Source organism: Streptomyces roseochromogenus subsp. oscitans DS 12.976, from assembly GCF_000497445.1.
Lineage (GTDB): Bacteria > Actinomycetota > Actinomycetes > Streptomycetales > Streptomycetaceae > Streptomyces > Streptomyces oscitans.
Genome location: NZ_CM002285.1, coordinates 469894 through 490565 on the forward strand (window position 1 = coordinate 469894; position 20672 = coordinate 490565).

Here is a 20672-nt window from a genome sequence, read left to right on the forward strand (position 1 = left end):
AGGAGGATCCGGCCGGGGTCCTCGGCCTGCGCGGCCCGGACCAGCCCCTGCACGGCGGCGCCGGCGAGGCCGCCGCCGGTGAGCACCACGAGCACCGAATCCGCGAACCGGTCGCCGGCGGACCACGCCCGCAGGGTCTCCAGCGTGCGTCCCAGGGCGGTCCGCACCGCGCCGGGCAGTTGCTCGCCCTCGGCGTGCGGGGCGGTGACCGGCAGCATCACCACGTCCGGCACGGGAGTGCCGAGCGCGGCCAGGCCGGGGTGCAGCGGGGCGCCGAGACCGAGGTCGTCGTCGCCGAGGACCGCCCAGGTACGGCGTTCGGGGCGGCCGGCGGCCTCGGGCAGTGGTTCGTCGGTGACGGCGTACAGGTGGCGCCGCTGCCGCGGGGCGAGCCGGTCGGCTGTGACGGGGCGGGTGACGTACGACTCGACGGAGGCGAGGGGTCGGCCCTCGGTGTCCGCCAGTTCGATGCGGGTGCCGTCGGTGCCGGGGGTGACGCGGACGCGGGCGGTGAGGGAGCCCTGGGTGTGCAGGGCCACTCCGGTCCAGGCGAAGGGCAGGGCGATGCCCTCTCCCGGCTGCGCCTCCACGTCCAGGAGCGAGGTGACGTGCAGGGCGGAGTCCAGCAGCGCCGGGTGCAGGGCGTGCCGGGTGGCGTCCTGCCGTGCGCTCGGGGGCAGTTCGAGTTCGGCGAGGAGGGTGTCGCCGTCCCGCCAGGCGGCTCGTACGCCCTGGAAGACGGGGCCGTAGTCGTAACCCTGGGAGTGCAGGCGCGGGTAGAGGCCGGTGACGTCGAGGGGGGTGGCGCCGGGCGGCGGCCAGGCACCGGACACGGCCGGGGGCGCGGTGGCGGGGCCGGTGAGGGTGCCGGTCGCGTGTCGCGTCCAGCCCTCGCCCTCGGGGGCGTTCTCGGCGCGCGAGTGGATCTCCACGGTGCCGTCGGAGCCGACGGCGGCCTGGAGGCGTACGGCGGTGTCCGCGGGCAGTACCAGCGGGGCCTGCAGGGTCAGTTCCTCCACGACGGGGCGTTCGGTGAAGCGCCCGGCGTGCAGCGCGAGGTCCACCAGCGCGGCTCCGGGCACCAGGACCGTGCCCAGCACGGCGTGCTCGGCGAGGACCGGGTGGGTGGCGGTGGAGATCCGGCCGGTGAGCAGCACACCCGCGTCGCCGGGCAGGTCCACGCGGGCGCTGACCAGCGGGTGGTCGACGGCGGCCAGGCCGTGCCCGGCCGCGTCGCCGGTGCTGACGGCCAAGGTGGGCAGCCAGTACCGGCGGTGGTCGAAGGCGTAGGTGGGCAGGTCGACTCGGTTTCCCGCATACGTCCCGTACAGCACCGCCCAGTCGACGTCCGCGCCCCGCGTGTGTACGGCGGCCAACGCGCCCAGGAGGCTGGGCAGTTGAGCGCGGTCCTTGCGGGCGGTGGAGATGAACGCCGGGTCTTCGGCGTCCGGCAGGCAGTCGGGGCCCATGGCGGTGAGCGCGGGCGCGGCGCCGAGTTCGAGGAAGGTGTCGGCGCCGTTCGCGGCCAGCGTGCTGACGGCGTCGGCGAAGCGTACGGTCTCCCGCACGTGCCGTACCCAGTAGTCGGCGGAGCCGAGTTCGGCGGCGGTGGCCGGTGCGCCGGTGAGGGTGGAGACGATCGGCACGGTCGGTTCCGCCGCCTCGATGCCGGTCATGACCTCCCGGAACGCGGCCAGCATGGGCTCCATGCGGGGCGAGTGGAAGGCGTGCGACACGTGCAGCCTGCGGGTGGTCGTGAAGTGCGCGGCGACCTCCGTGACGGCGTCCTCGTCGCCGGAGACGACCACGGCACGCGGTCCGTTGACGGCGGCGATCCCGCACCGCCCGTCCAGCAGCGGGGTCACCTCCTCTTCCGAGGCCTGTACGGCGACCATCGCGCCGCCCTCGGGCAGGGCCTGCATGAGCCGGCCCCGGGCGGCGACCGCAGTGACGGCGTCCTGCAGGGACCACACGCCCGCCACGTGCGCGGCGGCGAACTCGCCGACGGAGTGGCCGGCCAGCCAGTCGGGGCGCAGCCCGAAGGATTCCAGCAGCCGGTAGAGGGCGACCTGGGTGGTGAACAGCGCGGCCTGGGTGTAGGCGGTCTGCTCCAGGGTCTCGGCGTCGTCGCCGAACACGACCTCGGCGAGGGGCCGTTCAAGGTGTTTGTCGAAGAGGGCGGCGGCGCGGTCGAAGTGCTCGGCGTAGCCGGGGAACGCGTCGTACCAGTCACGGCCCATGCCCGGGCGCTGGGCGCCCTGACCGGAGAACAGGTAGGCCAGCCTGCCGTCCGTGGCGGACCCGGTGACGAGGAGTCCCGGTGCTTCTGTTCCGCGCGCCAGGGCGTCCAGCGCGGTGGCGGCCTGCTCGTCGCCGGTCGCGAGGACGACGGCGCGGTGGGCGTGGGTGCCGCGGGTGGTGGCCAGGGCCAGGCCGAGGTCGGCGGAGGCCGTGCCGGTCAGCTCCAGCAGGCGCCTGGCCTGGCCGCGCAGGGCCTCGGGCGAGCGGGCGGAGACCGGGAGGGCGAGCACCGGCGGGGCGGTGGCCGGGGCGGCCGCCGAGGGCTCCGGGGGCTCCGCGGGCTCCGGCTCGGTGAACTCCTCAAGGATCACATGGGCGTTGGTGCCGCTGATCCCGAAGGAGGACACACCGGCGCGGCGCGGCCGGTCCGGCGTCCGCCACGGGCGCTGCTCGGTGAGCAGTTCCACGGCGCCGGCGCCCCAGTCGACCTGGTGGGACGGCGCGTCCACGTGCAGCGTCTTCGGCAGTACGCGGTTGCGCATCGCCATGACCATCTTGATGATGCCTGCGACACCGGCGGCTGCCTGCGTGTGGCCCATGTTGGACTTGATCGAGCCCAGCCACAGGGGGCTGTCCTCGGTGTGCTCGGCGCCGTAGGTGGCCAGCAGCGCCTGCGCCTCGATCGGGTCACCCAGCGTCGTACCGGTGCCGTGCGCCTCTACGGCGTCGACGTCGGCCGGGGTGAGTCCGGCGGCGGCCAGCGCGGCGCGGATGACGCGCTGCTGGGAGGGGCCGTTGGGGGCGGTCAGGCCGTTGGAGGCGCCGTCGGAGTTCACGGCGGAGCCACGGACGACCGCGAGGACACGGTGGCCGTTGCGGTGGGCGTCGGAGAGGCGTTCTACGACGATCAGGCCGGCGCCCTCGCCCCAGCCGGTGCCGTCGGCCGCGGCGGCGAAGGACTTGCAGCGGCCGTCGGCGGCCAGCCCGCGCTGCCGGGCGAAGTCCACGAAGGTGTCCGGCGTCGACATGACGGTCACGCCGCCGACCAGGGCGAGATCGCACTCGCCCTGCCGCAGCGCCTGGGCCGCCAGGTGCAGGGTGACCAGCGAGGAGGAGCAGGCGGTGTCGACGGTGACGGCCGGCCCTTCCAGACCGAGGGCGTAGGCGACGCGGCCCGAGACGACGCTGCCGAGGCTGCCGTTGCCGAGGTAGGCGGCGAGGTCCTCGGGCACCTCGGCCAGCCAGGAGCCGTAGTCGTGGTACATGACGCCCGCGAACACGCCGGTGCGCGAGCCGCGCAGGTGGTGCGGGTCGATGGCGGAGCGCTCCAGCGCCTCCCAGGACACCTCCAGCAGCAGCCGCTGCTGCGGGTCCATGGCGGTGGCCTCGCGGGGGCTGATCCCGAAGAAGCCGGCGTCGAACTCGGCCGCGTCGTACAGGAAGGCGCCCTCGCGGGCGTAGGTGCGGCCGGGGGTGCCCGGCTCCGGGTCGTACAGCGCCTCGGTGTCCCAGCCGCGGTCCGCGGGGAAGTCGCCGACCGCGTCGACGCCGTCGGCGACGAGCCGCCACAGATCCTCCGGGGAGCGGACCCCGCCGGGGTAGCGGCAGCTCATGCCGACGATGACGATCGGGTCGTCGTCCACCGTGCTGCGAATGCCGGGTGCGGCGGTCTCCTGCGAGCCGGTGCCGAAAAGGGTGTCGCGGATGTGGTCGGCGAGGACGCGGGAGGTGGGGTGGTCGAAGACGAGGGTGGCGGGCAGGCGCAGCCCGGTGGCGGTGCCGAGCCGGTTGCGCAGCTCCACGGCGGCCAGCGAGTCGAAGCCCAGGTCGGTGAAGGCGCGGCCGGGGTCGATGGCGGACGGCCCGTCGTGCCGCAGTACGGCGGCCACTTCGGTGCGGACCAGGTCGAGCAGGGCGCGGTCGCGGTCGGCGGCGGGCAGCGCGGCCAGCCGTCCGCCCGTGGCCGGGGCAGGAGCAGCGGCGCTCGCCGTGGTCCGGCGGGTGACCGGGCGGACGAGGGTGGTCAGCAGCGGCGGTATGCCGTCGGGGCGGCGGCGTACGGCGGCGGCGTCGATCTCCACGGGCACCAGGTGGGGTGCGCGGGAGCGGAGGGCGGCGTCGAACAGCTCCAGGGAGCGTTCGGCGGACAGTCCGGGGATGCCGTAGCGCGCGATGCGGTCCAGGGCCGTGTCGTCCAGGGCCGCGCCCATGCCGCTGTCGGTGGCCCACAGGCCCCAGGCGAGCGCGGTGGCAGGCAGGCCGAGGGCGGCGCGGTGCTCGGCGAGGGCGTCGAGGTAGGCGTTGGCGGCGGCGTAGTTGCCCTGGCCGGGGCCGTCGAGGACGGCGGCGAGGGAGGAGAACAGCACGAAGCGGGCGAGGTCGCGGTCCTGGGTCAGCTCGTGCAGGTGCCAGGCGCCCAGCGCCTTGGCGTGGAAGACCTCGTCCACCATTTCGTCGGTGAGGGTGTCCACGACGCCGTCGCGGACGGTGCCCGCAGCGTGCACGACGGAGTCGACGGGGTGCTCCTCCAGCAGCCGGCGCAGTGCCTCGCGGTCGCCGACGTCGCAGACGGCCACGGTCACCTCGGCGCCGAGCGCGCTGAGTTCGGCGTGCAGGCCGGGAGCCGTACCGCTGCGGCTCACCAGAAGCAGGCGGCGTACGCCGTGGGTGCGGACCAGGTGCCGGGCCAGCAGCGCGCCGAGGCCGCCGGTGCCGCCGGTGACGAGGACGGTGCCCCAGTCGGCGGCCGGGGCGGGTTCGTCGGCGGGCTGCGCCATGAGCCTTGGGACGCTGAACTCACCTTCGACGAGGGAGATTTCGGGTTCGCCGGTGGCGAGGATCCGGCGCAGGTCGGCCTCGGAGGGCAGCGTCTCGTGCTCGACGAGGACGTACCGCCCGGGGTTCTCGGCCTGGGCGGAGCGGACCAGGCCCCGGACGGCCGCGTGGGCGGGGCTGCCGGGCGGGGTCACGAGGACCAGCCGGGTGTCGGCCAGGCGCTCGTCCGTCTGCCAGGTGCGCACCAGCCGGAGTACGTCGAGGACGTGGGCGCGCGCCGCGTCGGCGCCGGTGCTCGCCGGGCCCGGCACGCGGTGCACGACGGCGTCCGGGGCGGGGCCGTCGAGCAGGGCGTCGGCGGAGTCCGCGAGGACGGCGGTGCGCAGGGGTGCGGTGGTCGCCGGTCGGGGGTACGGCGACCACCGCACGGCGTACAGGACGTCGTTGCCCTGTACGGGTCGGGAGGTCAGGGCCTCGATGTCGGCCACCGGGGCGCCGGTGGCGTCGGCGAGGTGCAGGGTGATGGTGTCGGTGCCCTTGCGGGTGATCTTCACACGGAGGGCCGGCGCACCGGCGGCGTACAGGGTGACGCCGGTCCAGGCGAACGGCACCAGGACCTCGGGGCGCGGCGGGGCGTCGAGGTCGGCGGCGTGCAGCGCGGCGTCGAGCAGCGCCGGGTGCAGGCCGAACTCGCTTGCCTCGGCGGCGGCTTCGGCGGGCAGGGCGACCTCGGCGTAGACGTCGTCGCCGTGCCGCCAGGCGGCGCGCAGCCCCTGGAAGGCGGGTCCGTAGCCGTAGCCCTGCTCGGCGAGGTCGGCGTAGACGCTCGCTACGTCAAGCGACGTGGCGTTCTGCGGCGGCCACACGGTCAGGTCGGCCGGGGCGGCCGGGGCGGTGGCGGCGAGGACGCCCGCGGCGTGCTGGGTCCAGGGGGCCGCGTCGTCGGCGCGGGTGTGGACGGTGACGCTGCGGCTTCCGGAGTCGTCGGGTTCGCCGACGGCGACCTGCACGGCGACGTCGTCGTCGGGGCGCAGCACGAGCGGGGCGCCGAGGGTCAGCTCCTCCAGGCCCGCCGCGCCGACGTGGTCGCCGGCGCGCAGGGCGAGTTCGACGAAGGCGGTGCCGGGGAACAACACCTGTCCGGCGATGACGTGGTCGGCGAGCCACGGCTGGGTGCGGGTCGACAGGCGGCCCGTGAGCACGACGCCCTCGGCGCCGACGGCGACCACGGCCCCGAGCAGCGGGTGACCCGCGGGAAGCTGGCCGAGGCCGGCTGCGTCGGTGGCGGTGTTCTGCTCCAGCCAGAAGCGGCGCCGCTGGAAGGGGTACAGGGGCACGTCGATGCGGCGTCCGCCCAGGGGGGCGAAGTGCCGCCGCCAGTCGACCGGGACGCCGCGGGCGTGGGCGGCGGCGAGTGCGGCGACGGCCTCGCGGGCCTCGGGCCGCTCGCGCCGCAGCACCGGCAGGAAGGCGGTGCCGGGTGCGTCGGTGCAGTCCGGGCCCATGGCGGACAGCACCGCGTCGGGGCCGATCTCCAGGAACGTCCGCACCCCGGCGTCGGCGAGCGCGCGCACGGCGTCGTGGAAGCGGACCCGGGCGCGGACGTGCTCCACCCAGTACTCGGGGTCGCACAGCTCGGAGGTGACAGGCGCGCCGGTGACGGTGGAGACGACCGGCAGCTTCGGCTCGGCGTAGTCCAGGACGTGTACGACGCGCCGGAACTCGGCCAGCATCGGTTCCATGAGCGGCGAGTGGAAGGCGTGACTGACCCGCAGGCGCTTGGTGTCGTGGCCGCGCGCGGCGAGTTCGGCGGCGATGCGCTCCACGTCGGCCGCGTCGCCGGAGACGACCACGGCGGCGGGGCCGTTGACGGCGGCGATGCCGGTGCGCGGGGTGAGCAGCGGCGCCACCTCGTCCTCGGTGGCGCGTACGGCGGCCATGGCGCCGCCTTCGGGGAGTCGCTGCATGAGCCGGCCGCGGGCGGCGACCAGGATCGTCGCGTCCTGCAGGGTGAGTACCCCGGCCACGTGCGCGGCGGCGATCTCGCCGACGGAGTGCCCGGCGAGCTGGTCGGGGGTGAGGCCCCAGCTCTCCAGGAGCCGGTAGAGGGCGACCTCCACGGCGAACAGGGCGGGCTGCGCGTACTCGGTACGGTGCAGCAGCCCGTCCTCCTCGCTGCCGGGCTCGGCGCACAGGACGTCCTGCAGCTGCCGGTCGAGCTGGAGGTCGAAGTGGGCGCAGACATCGTCCAGCGCGTCGGCGAACACCGGGTAGCTGGCGGCGAGTTCGCGGCCCATGCCGATGCGCTGGCTGCCCTGCCCGGTGAAGAGGAAGCCGAGGTCGCCGTCGGCGCGAGCCGCGATCGGCGCGTCTCCGGAGGCCAACTCGCTTAGTGCGGCGCGCAGTTCGGTGCGGTCGGCGGCGACGAGGACGGCCCGGTCGGGCAGGGCGGCCCGGGTGGTGGCCAGCGAGTGGGCGAGGTCCAGCGGGTCCGCGTCGTCCGCCAGGGGCAGCAGGTCGGCGGCGCGGGCCCGCAGGGCTGCTTCACCTCGGGCGGACAGGGCGAAGGGCAGCGGGGTGCCGGCGGGTAGGGCCGGTCGCGTCTCCGCTACGGCCTCTTCGGGCTCGGGCTGTTCCAGGATGACGTGCGCGTTGGTCCCGCTGACCCCGAACGACGACACACCCGCGCGCCGGGCCCGGCCGGTCTCGGGCCACGAGCGCTGCTCGGTGACGAGTTCCACGGCCCCCGAGGACCAGTTGACGGCCGGGGTGGGCGCGTCGACGTGCAGCGTCGCCGGTATCTGTCCGTGCCGCATGGCGAGGATCGTCTTGATCACACCGGCGACACCGGCGGCGGCCTGGGTGTGGCCCAGGTTGGATTTGACGGAGCCGAGCAGCAGGGGGGCGCCGTCGGGTCGGTCCTGGCCGTAGGTGGCCAGCAGCGCGGTGGCCTCGATGGGGTCGCCGAGCCGGGTGCCGGTGCCGTGTGCCTCGACCACGTCGACGTCGGCGGCGGTGAGCCCGGCGTCGGCGAGTGCCCGGCGGATCAGCCGCTGCTGGGAGGTGCCGTTGGGTGCGGTCAGGCCGTTGGAGGCGCCGTCCTGGTTGACGGCGGAGCCGCGCACGACGGCGAGCACCTGGTGGCCGTTGCGCCGGGCGTCGGACAGACGCTCCAGGACGAGCACGCCGACACCCTCGGCGAATCCGGTGCCGTCGGCCGCGGCGGCGAACGCCTTGCAGCGGCCGTCGGGCGCGAGGCCGCGCTGCCGGCTGAAGGCGGTGAACACACCGGGCCCGCCCATCACGGCCACGCCGCCCGCGAGGGCGAGCGAGGACTCGCCCTGCCGCAGCGAGCGGCAGGCCAGGTGGACGGCGACCAGGGCGGCGGAGCAGGCGGTGTCGACGGTGACGGCCGGGCCCTCGGCGCCCAGCACGTAGGCGACGCGGCCGGAGATGACGCTGGAGGCGTTCCCCGCGAGCAGGTAGGCGTCGAGCCCGTCCGGGGCGTCGTGCAGGCGCGGCCCGTACTCCTGCACCTCGGCGCCGAAGAACATGCCGGCCGGGGTGCCGCGCAGTGCCGTGGGGTCGATGCCGGCGTCTTCCAGGGCCTGCCAGGAGGTCTCCAGGACGAGCCGCTGCTGCGGGTCCATGCCGAGCGATTCCCGTGGGCTGATGCCGAAGAACTCGGCGTCGAACTCGGTTGCGGTGTCGAGGAATCCGCCGCTGCGGACGTAGGCGCTGCCGGGTGTCTCGGGGTCCTCGTCGTAGAGGGCGTCCAGGTCCCAGCCGCGGTCCTGCGGGAAGCCCGACAGCACTTCGCCGCCCTCGGCGAGCAGCCGCCACAGGTCGGCGGGCGAGGAGATGCCGCCGGGGAAGCGGCAGCCGAGGCCCACGACGGCGATCGGTTCGCCGGCGGCGCCGTCACCGGCCGTCTCGGGATGGTCGTCCGATCTGCCGTGGACCTCGGCGAGCAGCCGGGCGGCCAGGTCGTGGACGGTGGGGCAGTCGTAGGCAAGGCCGACGGGCAGGTCGAGGCCGGTGCGCTCGGTCAGCCGCCGGTGCAGGTCGACCGCGGCGAGCGAGTCGAGTCCCAGCGCCGAGAACGGGGCGGCCGCGTCGAGCGAGTCGACCGTGCCCGGCCGGGCCGCTTCGATCGCCTCGGTCACGGCCGTGCGCACCAGTTCGGTGACCAGCCTGCGGTGCTGGGAGGGTACGGCCGTGGCGAGCCGTCGTCCCAGAGCTGAATCGGATCCGGGCCCGTTCATCCACGCATCTCCACTTTCGGCCGACACCGGTATTCCTCAACTTTTTCCACACGGTAATGACGGGCCGCGAAAGGCCATACCCTTAAGCACCCCTAGGGGCGGGCGGGTTCGAAGGCCGCTGCGTCCTCGGGGTCGTGCCGGTCGTACGAACGGCGCACATAGGACAGGGAGTCGAGCAGATCGGCGGAGGTGATGGCCTGTGCCGGGCGTACCTCGGCGATGCCGTGCAGTGGCATCTTTCCGATGTCGGCCCAGCACAGCCGGCCGTCCGCGTCGATATAACTCCGGCTGAATCCGGCGTTGTCCGGATGCAGACAGTAGGGAACGTCCAGCAGGCCTCTGGCGAACGCCGCGAGCAGTGCCGCGCCGAGGTCGTCGTCCAGCTCCAGCACCGCGTTCACCAGCGCGGAAGCCTCGGCGTATGTCTGGGTGCCGGAGCCGTCGAACGGGGCGCGGGGTGTGCGTGCGGCGACCGCCGCCGCGTATTCGAGGGCGGCGGTGTTCTCTGCGACCGACGGAATGCGGCGGGATTCCGCGACGGTTTTCACGATGAGCCGTTCGGAGCCGCTGGCGACGGCGAGTTCGGCCGCTTTTCGGAGCAGTCGATAGGCGCCGTGCTCGGTTTCCGGATACAGCCCCATGTAGGCGTAGACGACGACATGCCATTCGGTGTCCGGCAGGAACCGCGCGCACAGGGTGCGCAACGCGGCCACCGCTTCGGCGTCCTGGCGCGGGTCGGTCTGCTGGGCGTAACTCACGGAAATGCTGCGGATGCCGTGCCGGTGGAAGAACATCGCCTCCAGGACACTGACCGCGACGAGCAGGCTGGGCGGGCAGAGCTGCCCGAGGACACACCCGCCGAAGGTCTCCAGGTGCGGTTCGGCGCCCGGCGCGCACAAGGTGGCGAGCAGTTCGCAGGAGGCCGCCCAGTGGGCGACGGACTCGCCGAGCGGGACACGGCCGTAGGGCAGGCAGTAGGAGACCGGCCCGCCCTCGGAGGCATCGAGGCCGACGGCCATCAGCGCCCGGAAGATGTCCTGCGGCGCGGCCGAGCCGTGCCGGACCTGGACCGGGAAGTCGGGCCCGTGGATCTGGTCGAGGACCTGCAGGGTGGTCGTCGTCTCGTGGCTCACGATCGGATAGCCGTTGAGGGCGACGCCCTCCAGCACGGCCAGCTTGGCCGACTCCAGGTCGCCGACCCGGGTGTAGCTGTCCAGGGTGAGCGTGCCGACGGTGGTCGCCGTGGCGTTCCGGGTGGCGAGCAGCCCGGCGCGCATCCGGTCCGGGCTGCTCATGCCCATCCGGGGCTGGACCACGAGGTGGCCGGCGTCGTGAGCCCGGCGCACGAACGCGCCGAACCCGACGCCGGTCACACCAGGGCCCGCTGCGGCAGCGTGTCGAGCATGCGACGGAAGGCGGCGACGCCCTCGGCGCTGTCGTCGAACACCACGTCGTAGCCGGCGGCGCTCAGGGCGGCCACCTCGTCGCTGCCGCAGGGCCCGGCGATGCCGAGCTTGCCGCCGATCACAGCGGGTACGCCGGCGAGTTCGGGGTGCTCGCGCAGCCGGGTGACGGTGCGCATGCCGTCGTGGTAGCCATGGCCGTTGACGCTGCTGATCACGATCAGGGCCGGGCGGTGGGCCAGGGCCTCGGCGATGAGCAGGTCCTCGGGGACGCAGGGGCCGAGGTTCACCACGCGGTGCCCGTGCTCCTCAAGGAGGAGCTGGAGGTAGACCAGGTTCCAGGTGTGGGAGTCGGATATGCCGCCTGCCACAAGTACGGGCTGGTCGCCGGGGGTGGGGGTCATCGGGGAGGGGCTCATCACAGGGCCTGTCCGTTTTTGAGGGGGTTGAAGGGTTCAAAGGGTTCAAAGGGTTCGAAGGTGCGGGTGTGCTGGATACGGGAGACGGAGACGACGTCGTCTCCGCGTACGACGATCTCGGCGGGGGCGGGCCTGCCGAGGAACATCAGGAGGCTGGCCGTGGGGCCGTAGGCACCGGCGTTGGGCACGGTGAGCAGGGCGCCCGGGGCCAGTTCGGGCAGCGGGACGTTCCGGCCGAGCAGGTCACCCGGGGTGCACAGCGGCCCGGCGAGGCTCGCGGGGGTGCCGTCGGCGCCCACGGACTCATACGGCTCGACGGACACGGGCAGGATGCGGCCGAGGCCGGACATGCCGCCGAAGGTGTTGATGCCGGCGTCGAGGACGAGATAGCGGGTGTCGCGGCTGTCCTTGACGTTGACGACGGAGGTGAGCAGGGTGCCGCTGTCGGCGACCAGGTAGCGGCCGGATTCGCAGGCGATCCGCGGGGCGCCCTCGCGCCAGCCGGGGAAGTGCTCGTCCAGCGCCTCGGCCAGGGCGTCGCGCAGCTCGCGGTAGACCGGCCGTTCGCCCTGCACGGCGTAGGGGGCGGCGAATCCGCCGCCGATGTCGACGAAGCGGAACGTGACGCCGAGGGCCTGCTGGAGGGCGGCGGCGGTGGCGAGGGTGTGGCGGAACTCGGCAATGAGGCTCGCCTCGTCCTTGGCGTTGCTCAGCGGGAAGAAGTGCAGCCCGGCGATGCGGGTGCCGGGCACCTCCCGCAGGTCGGCGGCGAGGCCGGGCAGGGTCTCGCTGTCGAAGCCGAACTGCGAGGGCACGCCCGTCATCCGGATGCTGGTGGCCGCGGCGCCGGTGGCGTTGTTGACCCGGATCAGGCAGTCGGCGGTGACGCCGAGCCCCCGCGCGGTCTCGCCGACGCGGCGCAGGTCGCCGTAGGACTCCGTGGAGAGCAGGCGGACGCCGCGGGTGAGCGCCTCGGCCAGTTCCTCGGTGGTCTTGCCGGGGCCGGTGTAGAGGATCCGGTCGCCGGGGTAGCCGGCCTGCAGGGCGGCGTCGAGTTCGCCGACGGAGCTGATCTCGGCGCGGCAGCCGCGGGCCGCGCCGGCGCGCAGCTCGCGCAGCAGCTCGGGGTGCGGATTGGCCTTGGCGGCGTAGAAGACCTCGACCTCGTCGGGCAGCGCGGCGAACAGGTCGTCGCGGGCCGCGGCCACCCTGTCCAGGTCGTAGACGTAGGACGGGGTGCCGAAGCGCTCGGCCAGTGCCCCGGCAAGCGACGTTTGCCCGTCAAGGATCGGAGCGGCGTCCGGTGCGTGCTCTGGAGGTCCCCCCGGCCGAAGGCTGGCGGAGTGCAGGCCGGAAGCCGTATTCGATGGGCTGGGCGTACGTTGGCTTTCAGCCGGTGCGGCGAGAGGGCGTGCCGGGCGTCGCGACGGGGCGAACGTTGCCTGTCGGGGCACTGGTTCGGTGGGGCCGGTCACGGGGAGGTTCCTTCCAGGAGGCGGGCGAGCTGCTTGCGGTCGTGCTTGCCGTGCGGAGTCAGTGGCAGCTCGCCGACGACACGGCTGACGCCGGGCACCTTGGCGGGCTCCAGCCTGAGCGACAGCTCCTTGAGCAGGGCGTGCGGGTCGATGTCGCCCTCGGCGAACACCGCGAGGGCGCGGCCTTCGGCGGGCGGCAGGACGGCGGCGGCGCGGACGCCGGGGATGTCGGTGGCGGCGCTCTCGATCTCGGTGGTGCTCATGCGCACGCCCTTGTGCTTGAACATGTCGTCGCGGCGGCCCTCGTAGTACAGGAAGCCGTCCTCGTCGACGTGGCCGAAGTCGCCGGTGTGCAGCCGGAGTCCGCCGTCGGGGGCGGGGCGGAAGGCGCGTGCGGTCTGTTCCGGCGCGCGCCAGTAGCCGGGCATGACGTGCGGGCCCTCGACCACGATCTCGCCGGTCTGCCACGGCGCCAGCGGGTTGCCGTCGTCGTCCACGACGAAGGCGCGGGTGCCGGGCAGCGGGCGGCCCACCGAGTCGGGTTTGGCGTCCTGGTGGGCGGGCGGCAGCACGGAGACGCGCTTGCACTCGGTCTGCCCGAACTGGATGATCACCTCCGCGCCGGGGAACGCCGTGCGCAGACCGTCGGCGGTGGTCTTGGGCAGCGCGGCACCGGTGTTGGTGAACATGCGCACCCGGGATTCCCGGCTGGGCTCGCGCTCGGCGAGGGCGACGATCATCGTCGCCAGCGACGGCACGATCGGGACGACAGTGGCGCCGGTCTCCCGGATGCGGCGCAGCAGCACCAGGTCCGACTCGCCGTCGGCCAGCACCAGTTCACTGCGGCCGACGGCGGTGAGCAGCACCTTGTACAGGCCGTAGTCCCAGGAGATGGGGAAACGGCAGAGCACCACGTCGTCGGGGCGGTAGCCGAGTTCCAGGTTGATGGCCTCGGTGGCGAAGACCATCCGGCCGTGCGGGCAGATCACCGCCTTCGGGGCGGCGGTGGAGCCGGAGGTGTAGACGAGGACGGCCAGGTCCTCGGGCCCGACCTCGGCACCGCCGGAGCGGGCCCCGCGCACCCGCAGCGCGGTGATGTCCGGCCACACCTCGCCGAGCCCGAGGACCGGTACGCCCTCGGCGAGGGCGGCGATCCGGTCCACGGCCGGGTCGGTGACGACGATCAGCGCGGGCTCGGAGTTCTCGACGACCGCCCGCAGGTGGAAGTCCTTCATGCCGGTGTTGACCGGGACGAGGACGGCGCCGCGGCGCGCGGTGCCGTACAGCAGCGCGAGCAGTTCGCGGGTGCTGGGCAGCTGGACGAGGACCCGGTCGCCATGGCCGATGCCGCGCTCCTCCAGCCAGGCGTCGACGGCGTGGCTGTGGGCGGTGAGTTCCCGGTACGTCCAGCGGCCCGCGCCGTCGGCGACCGCGGGGGCGTTTGGGCGCTCGGCGGTGGCCTCGTCGAGCAGGTCGTGCACCCGGGCGTCGGTACGAGCGTCGTGCGTCCGGGCGTCGGTGCGGACCCGCGCTGTCGGTTGACCGTTCACTGCGACTCCTGCCGCCTTTCATGAGTGCGTGCCGCCCCGGCGGACTGCCGCATGGCCGTGGCCCGGGAGGCGAGCTTCCTGCGGTCGGTCTTGCGGTTGGAGTTGAGCGGGAGCGCGTCCAGGTGGTGGTAGGCGCGCGGGACGACCGCGGCCGGCAGCAGCTCCCGCAGATGGCGGGCGAGCCGGGCGGGCGGCACGGGCACGCCGGTGTGGAAGACGGCCAGCTCCACCGTGCCGTCCACGGGCACCGCCACGGTCACGGCGTCCTCGACGCCCGGGCAGGTGCGTGCGGCGGCGTCCACCTCGGCCAGTTCCACCCGCACCCCGTGCACCTGGACCTGTGCGTCCTGACGCCCGAGGTACAGCCAGCCGCCGTCGGCGGCGCGCCGGACGCGGTCGCCGGTGCGGTAGAAGCGGTGCCCGTCGTACTCCAGGAACCGTCCGGTGTCATCGGCCGGGTCGAGGTAGCCCGGCGTCAACTGAGGCCCGGCAATGCACAGTTCACCTTCGTCGCCGTCAGTGGGCGCGCCGTCCGCGCCCAGCAGCAGCGTCTCGTGACCCGGGTGTACGGCGCCGATGGGCACCATGTCGTTGAGGTACCGTCCCGGCGTCCAGCGCTGTGCGGTGACGGTGATGGTCAGTTCGGTCGGGCCGTACAGGTTCTCCAGCGTCGCGCCGGGCGCGGCGGCGGCCCAGTCCTCGGCGTCCTTGCAGCTGAGCGCCTCCCCCGCGAAGAAGCTCCACCGCAGCGACGGCAGCGCGCCCGGCTCCAGTCCGCCGGTGCGGCGCACCAGGGTGATCGCGCTGGGCGTGGAGAACCACACGGTCATGCCCTGCTCTGCCACGAACTCCGGCAGATGCGCATACGCGTGCGGCGGGATCGGTACGACGGTGGCGCCGGCGCCCCAGGCGCAGAACAGGTCGAACATCGCGCAGTCGAAGTTGAGGTCGAAGGTCTGCGAGAAGACGTCGTGCGGACCGAAGTCGTAGCGCTCGTCGAGCAGTTGGAAATAGTGCGCGGTGTTGGCATGGGTGACCGGGACGCCCTTGGGGCGGCCGGTGGAGCCGGAGGTGAACAGCACGTAGGCGATGTCGGAGGGCCGGGCGGGCATCGGCGCCTTCAGGGCGCTGTCCGTGTCGACGGCGAGTGCCGGCATCGGCTGCCCGCCCGGCGCGAACAGCGTCGGCAGGCTGACACCTTCGGCGTGCAGCGCGGTCAGGGCGGGCAGGGCGTCGTCGTCGGCGAGCAGCGCGCCGACCCCGGCGGCCTCGATCATCTGCCGGGTGCGGGCGGCGGGGAAGGCCTGCTGCAGCGGGACGACGGTGACGCCGCTGTACAGGCCGGCCAGCAGGGCCGCGTACGCCGTGGGTCCCTTGCCGGCCGGGACGCCCACGGCGGGCGGCCGGTCGGGCAGCCCGGCGCGCAGTGAGCCGGCCAGCACCAGGGCACGTTCGTGCAGTTCACGGTAGGTGGTGTCGACGCCGTCGGCGCGCAGCGCGGGCCGGTCCGGGGCGAGGGCCAGCCCGCGCATGAACCGGCCGGACAGCGTGCCGTCCATGGTGGGATCCACGCTGGCCGTCCCGTCAGCTCGCGGTGGTGTGCAGCATGCTCTGCACGGTGTCCCACAGCACGCCGGCGGTGCGGAAAGTGTCCATGGTCAGCGCGCTGTCCCGGAAGCGGACCTGGTAGGCCTCCTCCAGCGTGCCGAGCAGCTGGACGGTGGCGAGCGAGTCCAGGCCGAGGTCCTTCAGTTCGGCGTCCGGGGCCAGCTCCTCCTGCGGGCCGAGGAACGGCACGAAGGGGCGGAGTATCTGTTCGAACTGGTCGTCCCACATGGGAGCCTCCAACGAGTCGGGCGGGTTCAGGCGGCGCGCGAACGGCGCCGGGGGGTCATCGCCAGCCGCGGCTGTGCGGCGACGACGTCGAAGTTCCGGGTCGTACAGGGGACCCGGCCGAAAAGGCTGTCCGGCCCGGCCACGCACAGGCGCGTGGCGCCGGCGTCCTTGAGGGCCGTGGTGACGCTCGGCCAGTTCATCGGGTGGTCGAAGCCGTCGAGCAGCATGGTGCGCAGTTCCTCGCCGGTGTGCAGCAGCCGGCCGTCCTGGTCGGCCACGACGGGCAGCTCGGGGTCGGCGAAGGAGTAGCGGGAGATCACTTCGCGCTCGGCCTTGTCGCGCAGCGAGCGGAACACCGAGGCGTGCATGGGCGGACGCATGGTGTACAGGGGGAGGCTGCCGATGCCGCGCAGCCGCTCCTCCAGCCACGCGACGCGGTGCTCGGGCAGGGAGATCATGTGGAAGCCGTCGTCGATGTGACAGGAGATCTCGTGCCACTCCTCCGCCTCGCCCAGCTCGGCGAGGATCGTGTCGAGGCCGCCCTGCGGGGCGCGGACGAAGGACAGGGTGACGATGTCCTGGTGTTCCTCGGCGAAGTACTCCTCCAGGCAGCGGGCGATCCCGGCCGTCAGACGCACCGCGTCGGGCAGCTCCAGGGCGCCGGTGTAGGCGAGGGCCGCCTTCTCGCCGAAGCTGGGACCGGCGACGATGTCGGGTTCCACGCCGAGGTGGTCGCGGGCCCAGTGGGCGCAGGCAAGGCAGTTGACGAAGAACGCGACCTGGGCGGCTTCCGAGTAGTCGCCCGGGGAGGCCCGGAAGGCGTCCACGAGCGAGTAGCCGAGCGCCTCGTCGGCGACGGCGACCAGGTCCCGGGCGTAGGGGTTGGCCACCATGAACCGGCCCACCTCGGCGAACGGGACGGGGCCCATGCCGGGGAAGACGAGAGCGGTGTCGTGTGCCATGGCGGGATCCCCGCCCCCTTTCACAGGCTGGAGAGCGTCAAAGGCTCTTGAGGAAGTCGGTCATCACCTGGAAGAACCGTTCCGGTTCCTCCAGGTGCGGAAGGTGGCTGGACTCCTCGAAGATCTCCCAGCGCGCTCCGGGGACGCCGTCCTGGTACGGCTGGACGACGGCCGGGGTGGCCTCGTCGTGGCGGCCGCTGATCAGCAGGGTCGGGGTACTGATCCGGTGCAGTTCGTCGACGATCGACCAGTCCTTGAGGGAGCCGATGACGTGGAACTCATTGGGCCCGTTCATGGCGTAGTAGACGGTCGGATCGTTGTAGATCTCCATGAAGGAGGACAGGAAGTCCCGCGGCCAGGGCGTCACACGGCACACATGACGGTCGTAGAAGACGCGCATCGCGGCCAGGTAGTCCGGGCTCTCGTAGGAACCGTCAGCCTCGTGCCGCCGCAGGGTCTGCTCCACCTCCGGCGGCAGCTCGGCGCGCAGCCGCGCCATCTCCCGCAGCCAGATCGGGTACGAGGCGGGCGCGTTGGCGATGACCAGCCCGCGCAGACCGGCCGGAGCGGTCATGGCGTGCCGGGCGCACAGGGGGCCGCCCCAGGACTGGCCGAACAGCACATAGTCGTCGGCGAGGCCCAACTGCCCGATCAGGTTCGTCAGTTCGCGTTCGAACAGCTCGACCGTCCAGAACTCGGCGCCGCTGTCGGGCAGATGGGTCGAGCCGCCGTTGCCCAGCTGGTCGTAGTGGACGACGGGCCAGCCGTCCTCGGCGAGCCGGGCCAGGGGCAGCAGGTAGTCGTGGGTGCTGCCGGGGCCGCCGTGCACGGCGACGACCGCCGGCCGTCCCGCGCCGAGTTCACCGGTCACCCGGTACCAGGTCCGGTACTCCCCGAAGGGAACGGTTCCCTTCGCGCTGGGATCCGGAGACACGCTGATCACCTCTGCTCGGCTGCGGGAAGCGGCGGCGGCCGGGGCAGGGACGCCGGCCGGGACACGGCGGGCCGGGCGGCGGGCGATCCGTGCCCCTGCCGTCCATCCATCTTCCGTGGTCCGCTGCCGACGCTAACCGCCGCCGCGCCACCGCCAGACCCCTAACCGCCCCTAGGTGTCCGACCGGCCGGACAGCGCCTAGGGGTCCGGCGGGCCGGGGAGGCGGATATCGCCGCCGTGTTGGAACTTATGAAAGTGAGCGCAGAAACCGGAAAATCTCCGGAGTCCGCGCATGCGCGAATGCCGAGGAGATCCACGCAGTCAGAGAAATGCCGAAACCTCAGGAGATCCCCGAGGGTTGAGCCCGGCGTCAGCACTCCATCCGATCGTCCGTCTTTGCAGCAGCTGCGTGCTTGCCCGCCGGTTCCGACGGCGTTGACGCCATTCTCCGCAGGAGCGGAAGGCAGCCCAGGAGGAGGCCGGCCGCGGCCCAGGTCGCGTCCGGGCCGGCCTCCTTGGCGAGCGCACCGCCCAGTGGGACGCCCAGAGGCGGGGTCCCCCACGCCGCGACGCGGTAGCCGCTCGTGACCCGGCCCAGCATGCCCGGTGGGGCAGGCCGCTGCCGCAGCGAGACCGTGCACACGTTCCACAGCACCACCCCAGCACCGGTGGCCGCCGGCATCAGTGCCACCAGCGGCCACCAGGGCACCGCTGCGACGACCAGGTAGCTGAGCGCCGAGACGGTCACCGACACCACCAGGCTGCGTCTGAAGCCCAGCAGCCACGCCATCCAGGGCGGCGCCCTGGCTCCGGCCAGGCTGCCGAGGGCCGCCGCCACGAGCATCAGGCTGTATCCGTGGGCCGCAGGCCGAGACGTCGCTCCGCGTACACCACGAGCACCGCGGACACGGCCTGCTGGCCCACGCCGAGAACCGCCACCACCACCATGAGGCTGCGCAGGATCCGGTGGCCGCCCAGCAGCCGCAGGCCGGCCCAGGTGTCGCGCAACAGCCCGCGCACACCGTGCTCCGCCCGCCCGTCACCGGCCTCGTCGTCGGTCTGCCGCCCGTCGTCGCTCTGCCGGCCATCGCCGGCCTGCCGGCCATCCGGCCGCCGCGACGGCAGCCCCGTGAGCAGCGACGCCGAGCCGAGGAACGACACCGCGTCCACCGCGAACGGAAGCCGCTGCCTCACCACCCAGAGCGCCGCACCGCCCGCACCTGACCATGGGCACCGGCCCGATATCTGCCTGGGCCGGCATCTCGCCGCGCTGGAGGCGCCGGAACTCCTCGACGCACTCCTCTCAGCTCGGCCGGGCCACGTCCTGGACACCGAGGGCGTGACCGGCCGCGGCTTCCGCTCACCGAGGCAACTGACCGCCCGGTGGTGACCTGCGCGCTGCGGGCATCCCCTAGGGGCGCCTAGGGGTTGGGAGCCCCGGCGTGGCTGCCTAGCGTGCGAGGGACGGCCGACAGCGCCGCACCGGCGCCGAGCCCGGACCCGTTCCGACGCCGGCGCGTCCCGTTCCCTCCCGTGCGAAGAGGACATGATGACTGCACCTGCCGAACCGGCCGACGAGGCCGCGCTGCCGGAGTTCCCGATGCGGCGGGCCTGTCCTTTCAGCCCGCCGGCCGCCTACGCGGAGCTGCGCGAGACCGAGCCGGTCTCCCGGGCGCGGCTGAAGGTCAACGGCAAGCGCACCTGGCTGATCACCCGGCACGACCTGTACAAGAAGCTGCTGGGCGACGCGCGGGTCAGCGCGAACCTGAAGCTGCCCGGGTATCCCCTGCAGGTGCCGGTGCCGGAGGAGACGCTGCAGTCGGTGCCGCTGACCTTCCTGTCCATGGACCCGCCGGACCACACGGTCCAGCGCCGCATGCTGGCGCCCGAGTTCAGTGTCCGGCGGATGCGTGAGCTGCGCGAGCGGGTGCGGCAGATCGTGGACCAGCAGATCGACCAGATGCTCGCCAAGGGCGCGGACGGCCCGGTCGACCTGGTCACCGCGCTCGCGCTGCCGGTGCCGTCCCTCGTGATCTGCGAACTGCTGGGCATCCCCTACGAGGACCACGGCCGGTTCGAGGAGTGGGCGTGGGCCATCATGAACCACGACATCAGCGACGAGGACCGGGGCCGCGCGCACTACGAGCTGGACACGTACGTGGACGGACTGGTCACCGCCAAGGAGAGCGAGCCCGGCGACGACATGATCAGCCGGCTGATCGAGTTCAACCGGCAGATGCCCGCGGTGGAGCACTCCGACATCGTCAGCATGTCCAAGCTGATGCTGGTCACCGGGCACGAGACCACCGCCAACATGATCGCGCTGGGAGTGCTCGCCCTGCTGGAGCACCCCGAGCAGCTCGCCGCCCTCCGCGAGGAACCCGAGCTGATGCCGAAGGCGGTGGAGGAGCTGCTGCGCTTCTTCTCCATCTCCGACGCGGGCACCGCACGGGTCGCCCTGGAGGACATCGAGCTGGGCGGGGTCACCATCCGGGCCGGCGAGGGCATCCTGCCGCTGAACAACGCGGCCAACCACGACGAGCGGGTCTTCCCGGACCCCGAGCGCCTCGACGTGCGCCGCGAGGCCCGCAGCCATCTGGCGTTCGGCTACGGCGTCCACCAGTGCATCGGCCAGAACCTGGCGCGCATGGAGCTGGACGTCGTCTACACGGCGCTGCTGCGGCGCATTCCGACGCTGCGCCTGGCCGCTCCGGTCGAGGAGCTGCGGTTCAAGGACGACGCCATCGTCTACGGCCTGTACGAGCTGCCCGTCACCTGGTGACGGCCCTCCCCCACACCGCCCCCGTTCCGT

Annotated in this window: 12 protein-coding genes; 1 reads left to right on the forward strand and 11 read right to left on the reverse strand. The window is 73.4% G+C overall.

Going from position 1 to position 20672, the window contains the following annotated elements; translation table 11 throughout:
- The 11 genes from M878_RS52560 to M878_RS92075 form a co-directional block, all read right to left on the reverse strand.
- Positions 1 to 9281, reverse strand: a 9281-nt coding sequence (locus M878_RS52560) for a type I polyketide synthase (RefSeq protein WP_023544496.1), incomplete at its 3' end; no start/stop codon positions are given.
- A gap of 92 nt (positions 9282 to 9373) precedes the next feature.
- Positions 9374 to 10654, reverse strand: coding sequence for a methylaspartate mutase (locus tag M878_RS52565; protein ID WP_023544497.1), 1281 nt, complete (start codon positions 10652 to 10654; stop codon positions 9374 to 9376).
- Positions 10651 to 11088 (reverse strand): cobalamin B12-binding domain-containing protein, encoded by a 438-nt coding sequence (locus M878_RS52570; RefSeq protein WP_023544498.1) that lies wholly within the window; start codon positions 11086 to 11088, stop codon positions 10651 to 10653. Before M878_RS52570 ends, M878_RS52565 begins: the two co-directional genes overlap by 4 nt.
- A 14-nt stretch (positions 11089 to 11102) precedes the next feature.
- The gene (locus M878_RS52575) at positions 11103 to 12320 is read right to left on the reverse strand and encodes a type III PLP-dependent enzyme domain-containing protein (RefSeq protein ID WP_425347924.1); all 1218 of its coding nucleotides are present in this window, start codon (positions 12318 to 12320) and stop codon (positions 11103 to 11105) included.
- Between the two features lie 254 nt (positions 12321 to 12574).
- The gene (locus M878_RS52580; RefSeq protein WP_023544500.1) at positions 12575 to 14128 is read right to left on the reverse strand and encodes an AMP-binding protein; all 1554 of its coding nucleotides are present in this window, start codon (positions 14126 to 14128) and stop codon (positions 12575 to 12577) included.
- A complete protein-coding gene (locus tag M878_RS52585) occupies positions 14125 to 15687 on the reverse strand; it encodes an amino acid adenylation domain-containing protein (protein ID WP_023544501.1) in 1563 nt (520 codons plus the stop codon). Before M878_RS52585 ends, M878_RS52580 begins: the two co-directional genes overlap by 4 nt.
- A gap of 25 nt (positions 15688 to 15712) precedes the next feature.
- On the reverse strand, positions 15713 to 15964 hold the full coding sequence (locus M878_RS52590; protein WP_023544502.1) for a phosphopantetheine-binding protein: 252 nt from the start codon (positions 15962 to 15964) through the stop codon (positions 15713 to 15715).
- 26 nt (positions 15965 to 15990) lie between these two features.
- Positions 15991 to 16926 (reverse strand): ACP S-malonyltransferase, encoded by a 936-nt coding sequence (locus M878_RS52595; RefSeq protein ID WP_023544503.1) that lies wholly within the window; start codon positions 16924 to 16926, stop codon positions 15991 to 15993.
- 37 nt (positions 16927 to 16963) lie between these two features.
- Positions 16964 to 17860: a proline iminopeptidase-family hydrolase gene (locus M878_RS52600; protein WP_023544504.1), complete on the reverse strand. Its 897-nt coding sequence runs from the start codon at positions 17858 to 17860 to the stop codon at positions 16964 to 16966.
- A gap of 370 nt (positions 17861 to 18230) precedes the next feature.
- Positions 18231 to 18704 carry an MFS transporter gene (locus M878_RS52605; protein ID WP_023544505.1) on the reverse strand — a complete coding sequence of 158 codons (474 nt, stop codon included), beginning with the start codon at positions 18702 to 18704 and terminating at the stop codon, positions 18231 to 18233.
- A complete protein-coding gene (locus M878_RS92075) occupies positions 18704 to 19054 on the reverse strand; it encodes an MFS transporter (protein ID WP_158692626.1) in 351 nt (116 codons plus the stop codon). The genes M878_RS52605 and M878_RS92075 overlap by 1 nt, the downstream gene beginning before the upstream one ends.
- Positions 19055 to 19409: 355 nt before the next feature.
- Here M878_RS92075 and M878_RS52610 point away from each other — a divergent pair, with 355 nt between their 5' ends.
- The gene (locus M878_RS52610; RefSeq protein WP_031223772.1) at positions 19410 to 20642 is read left to right on the forward strand and encodes a cytochrome P450; all 1233 of its coding nucleotides are present in this window, start codon (positions 19410 to 19412) and stop codon (positions 20640 to 20642) included.
- Positions 20643 to 20672 lie beyond the last annotated feature (30 nt).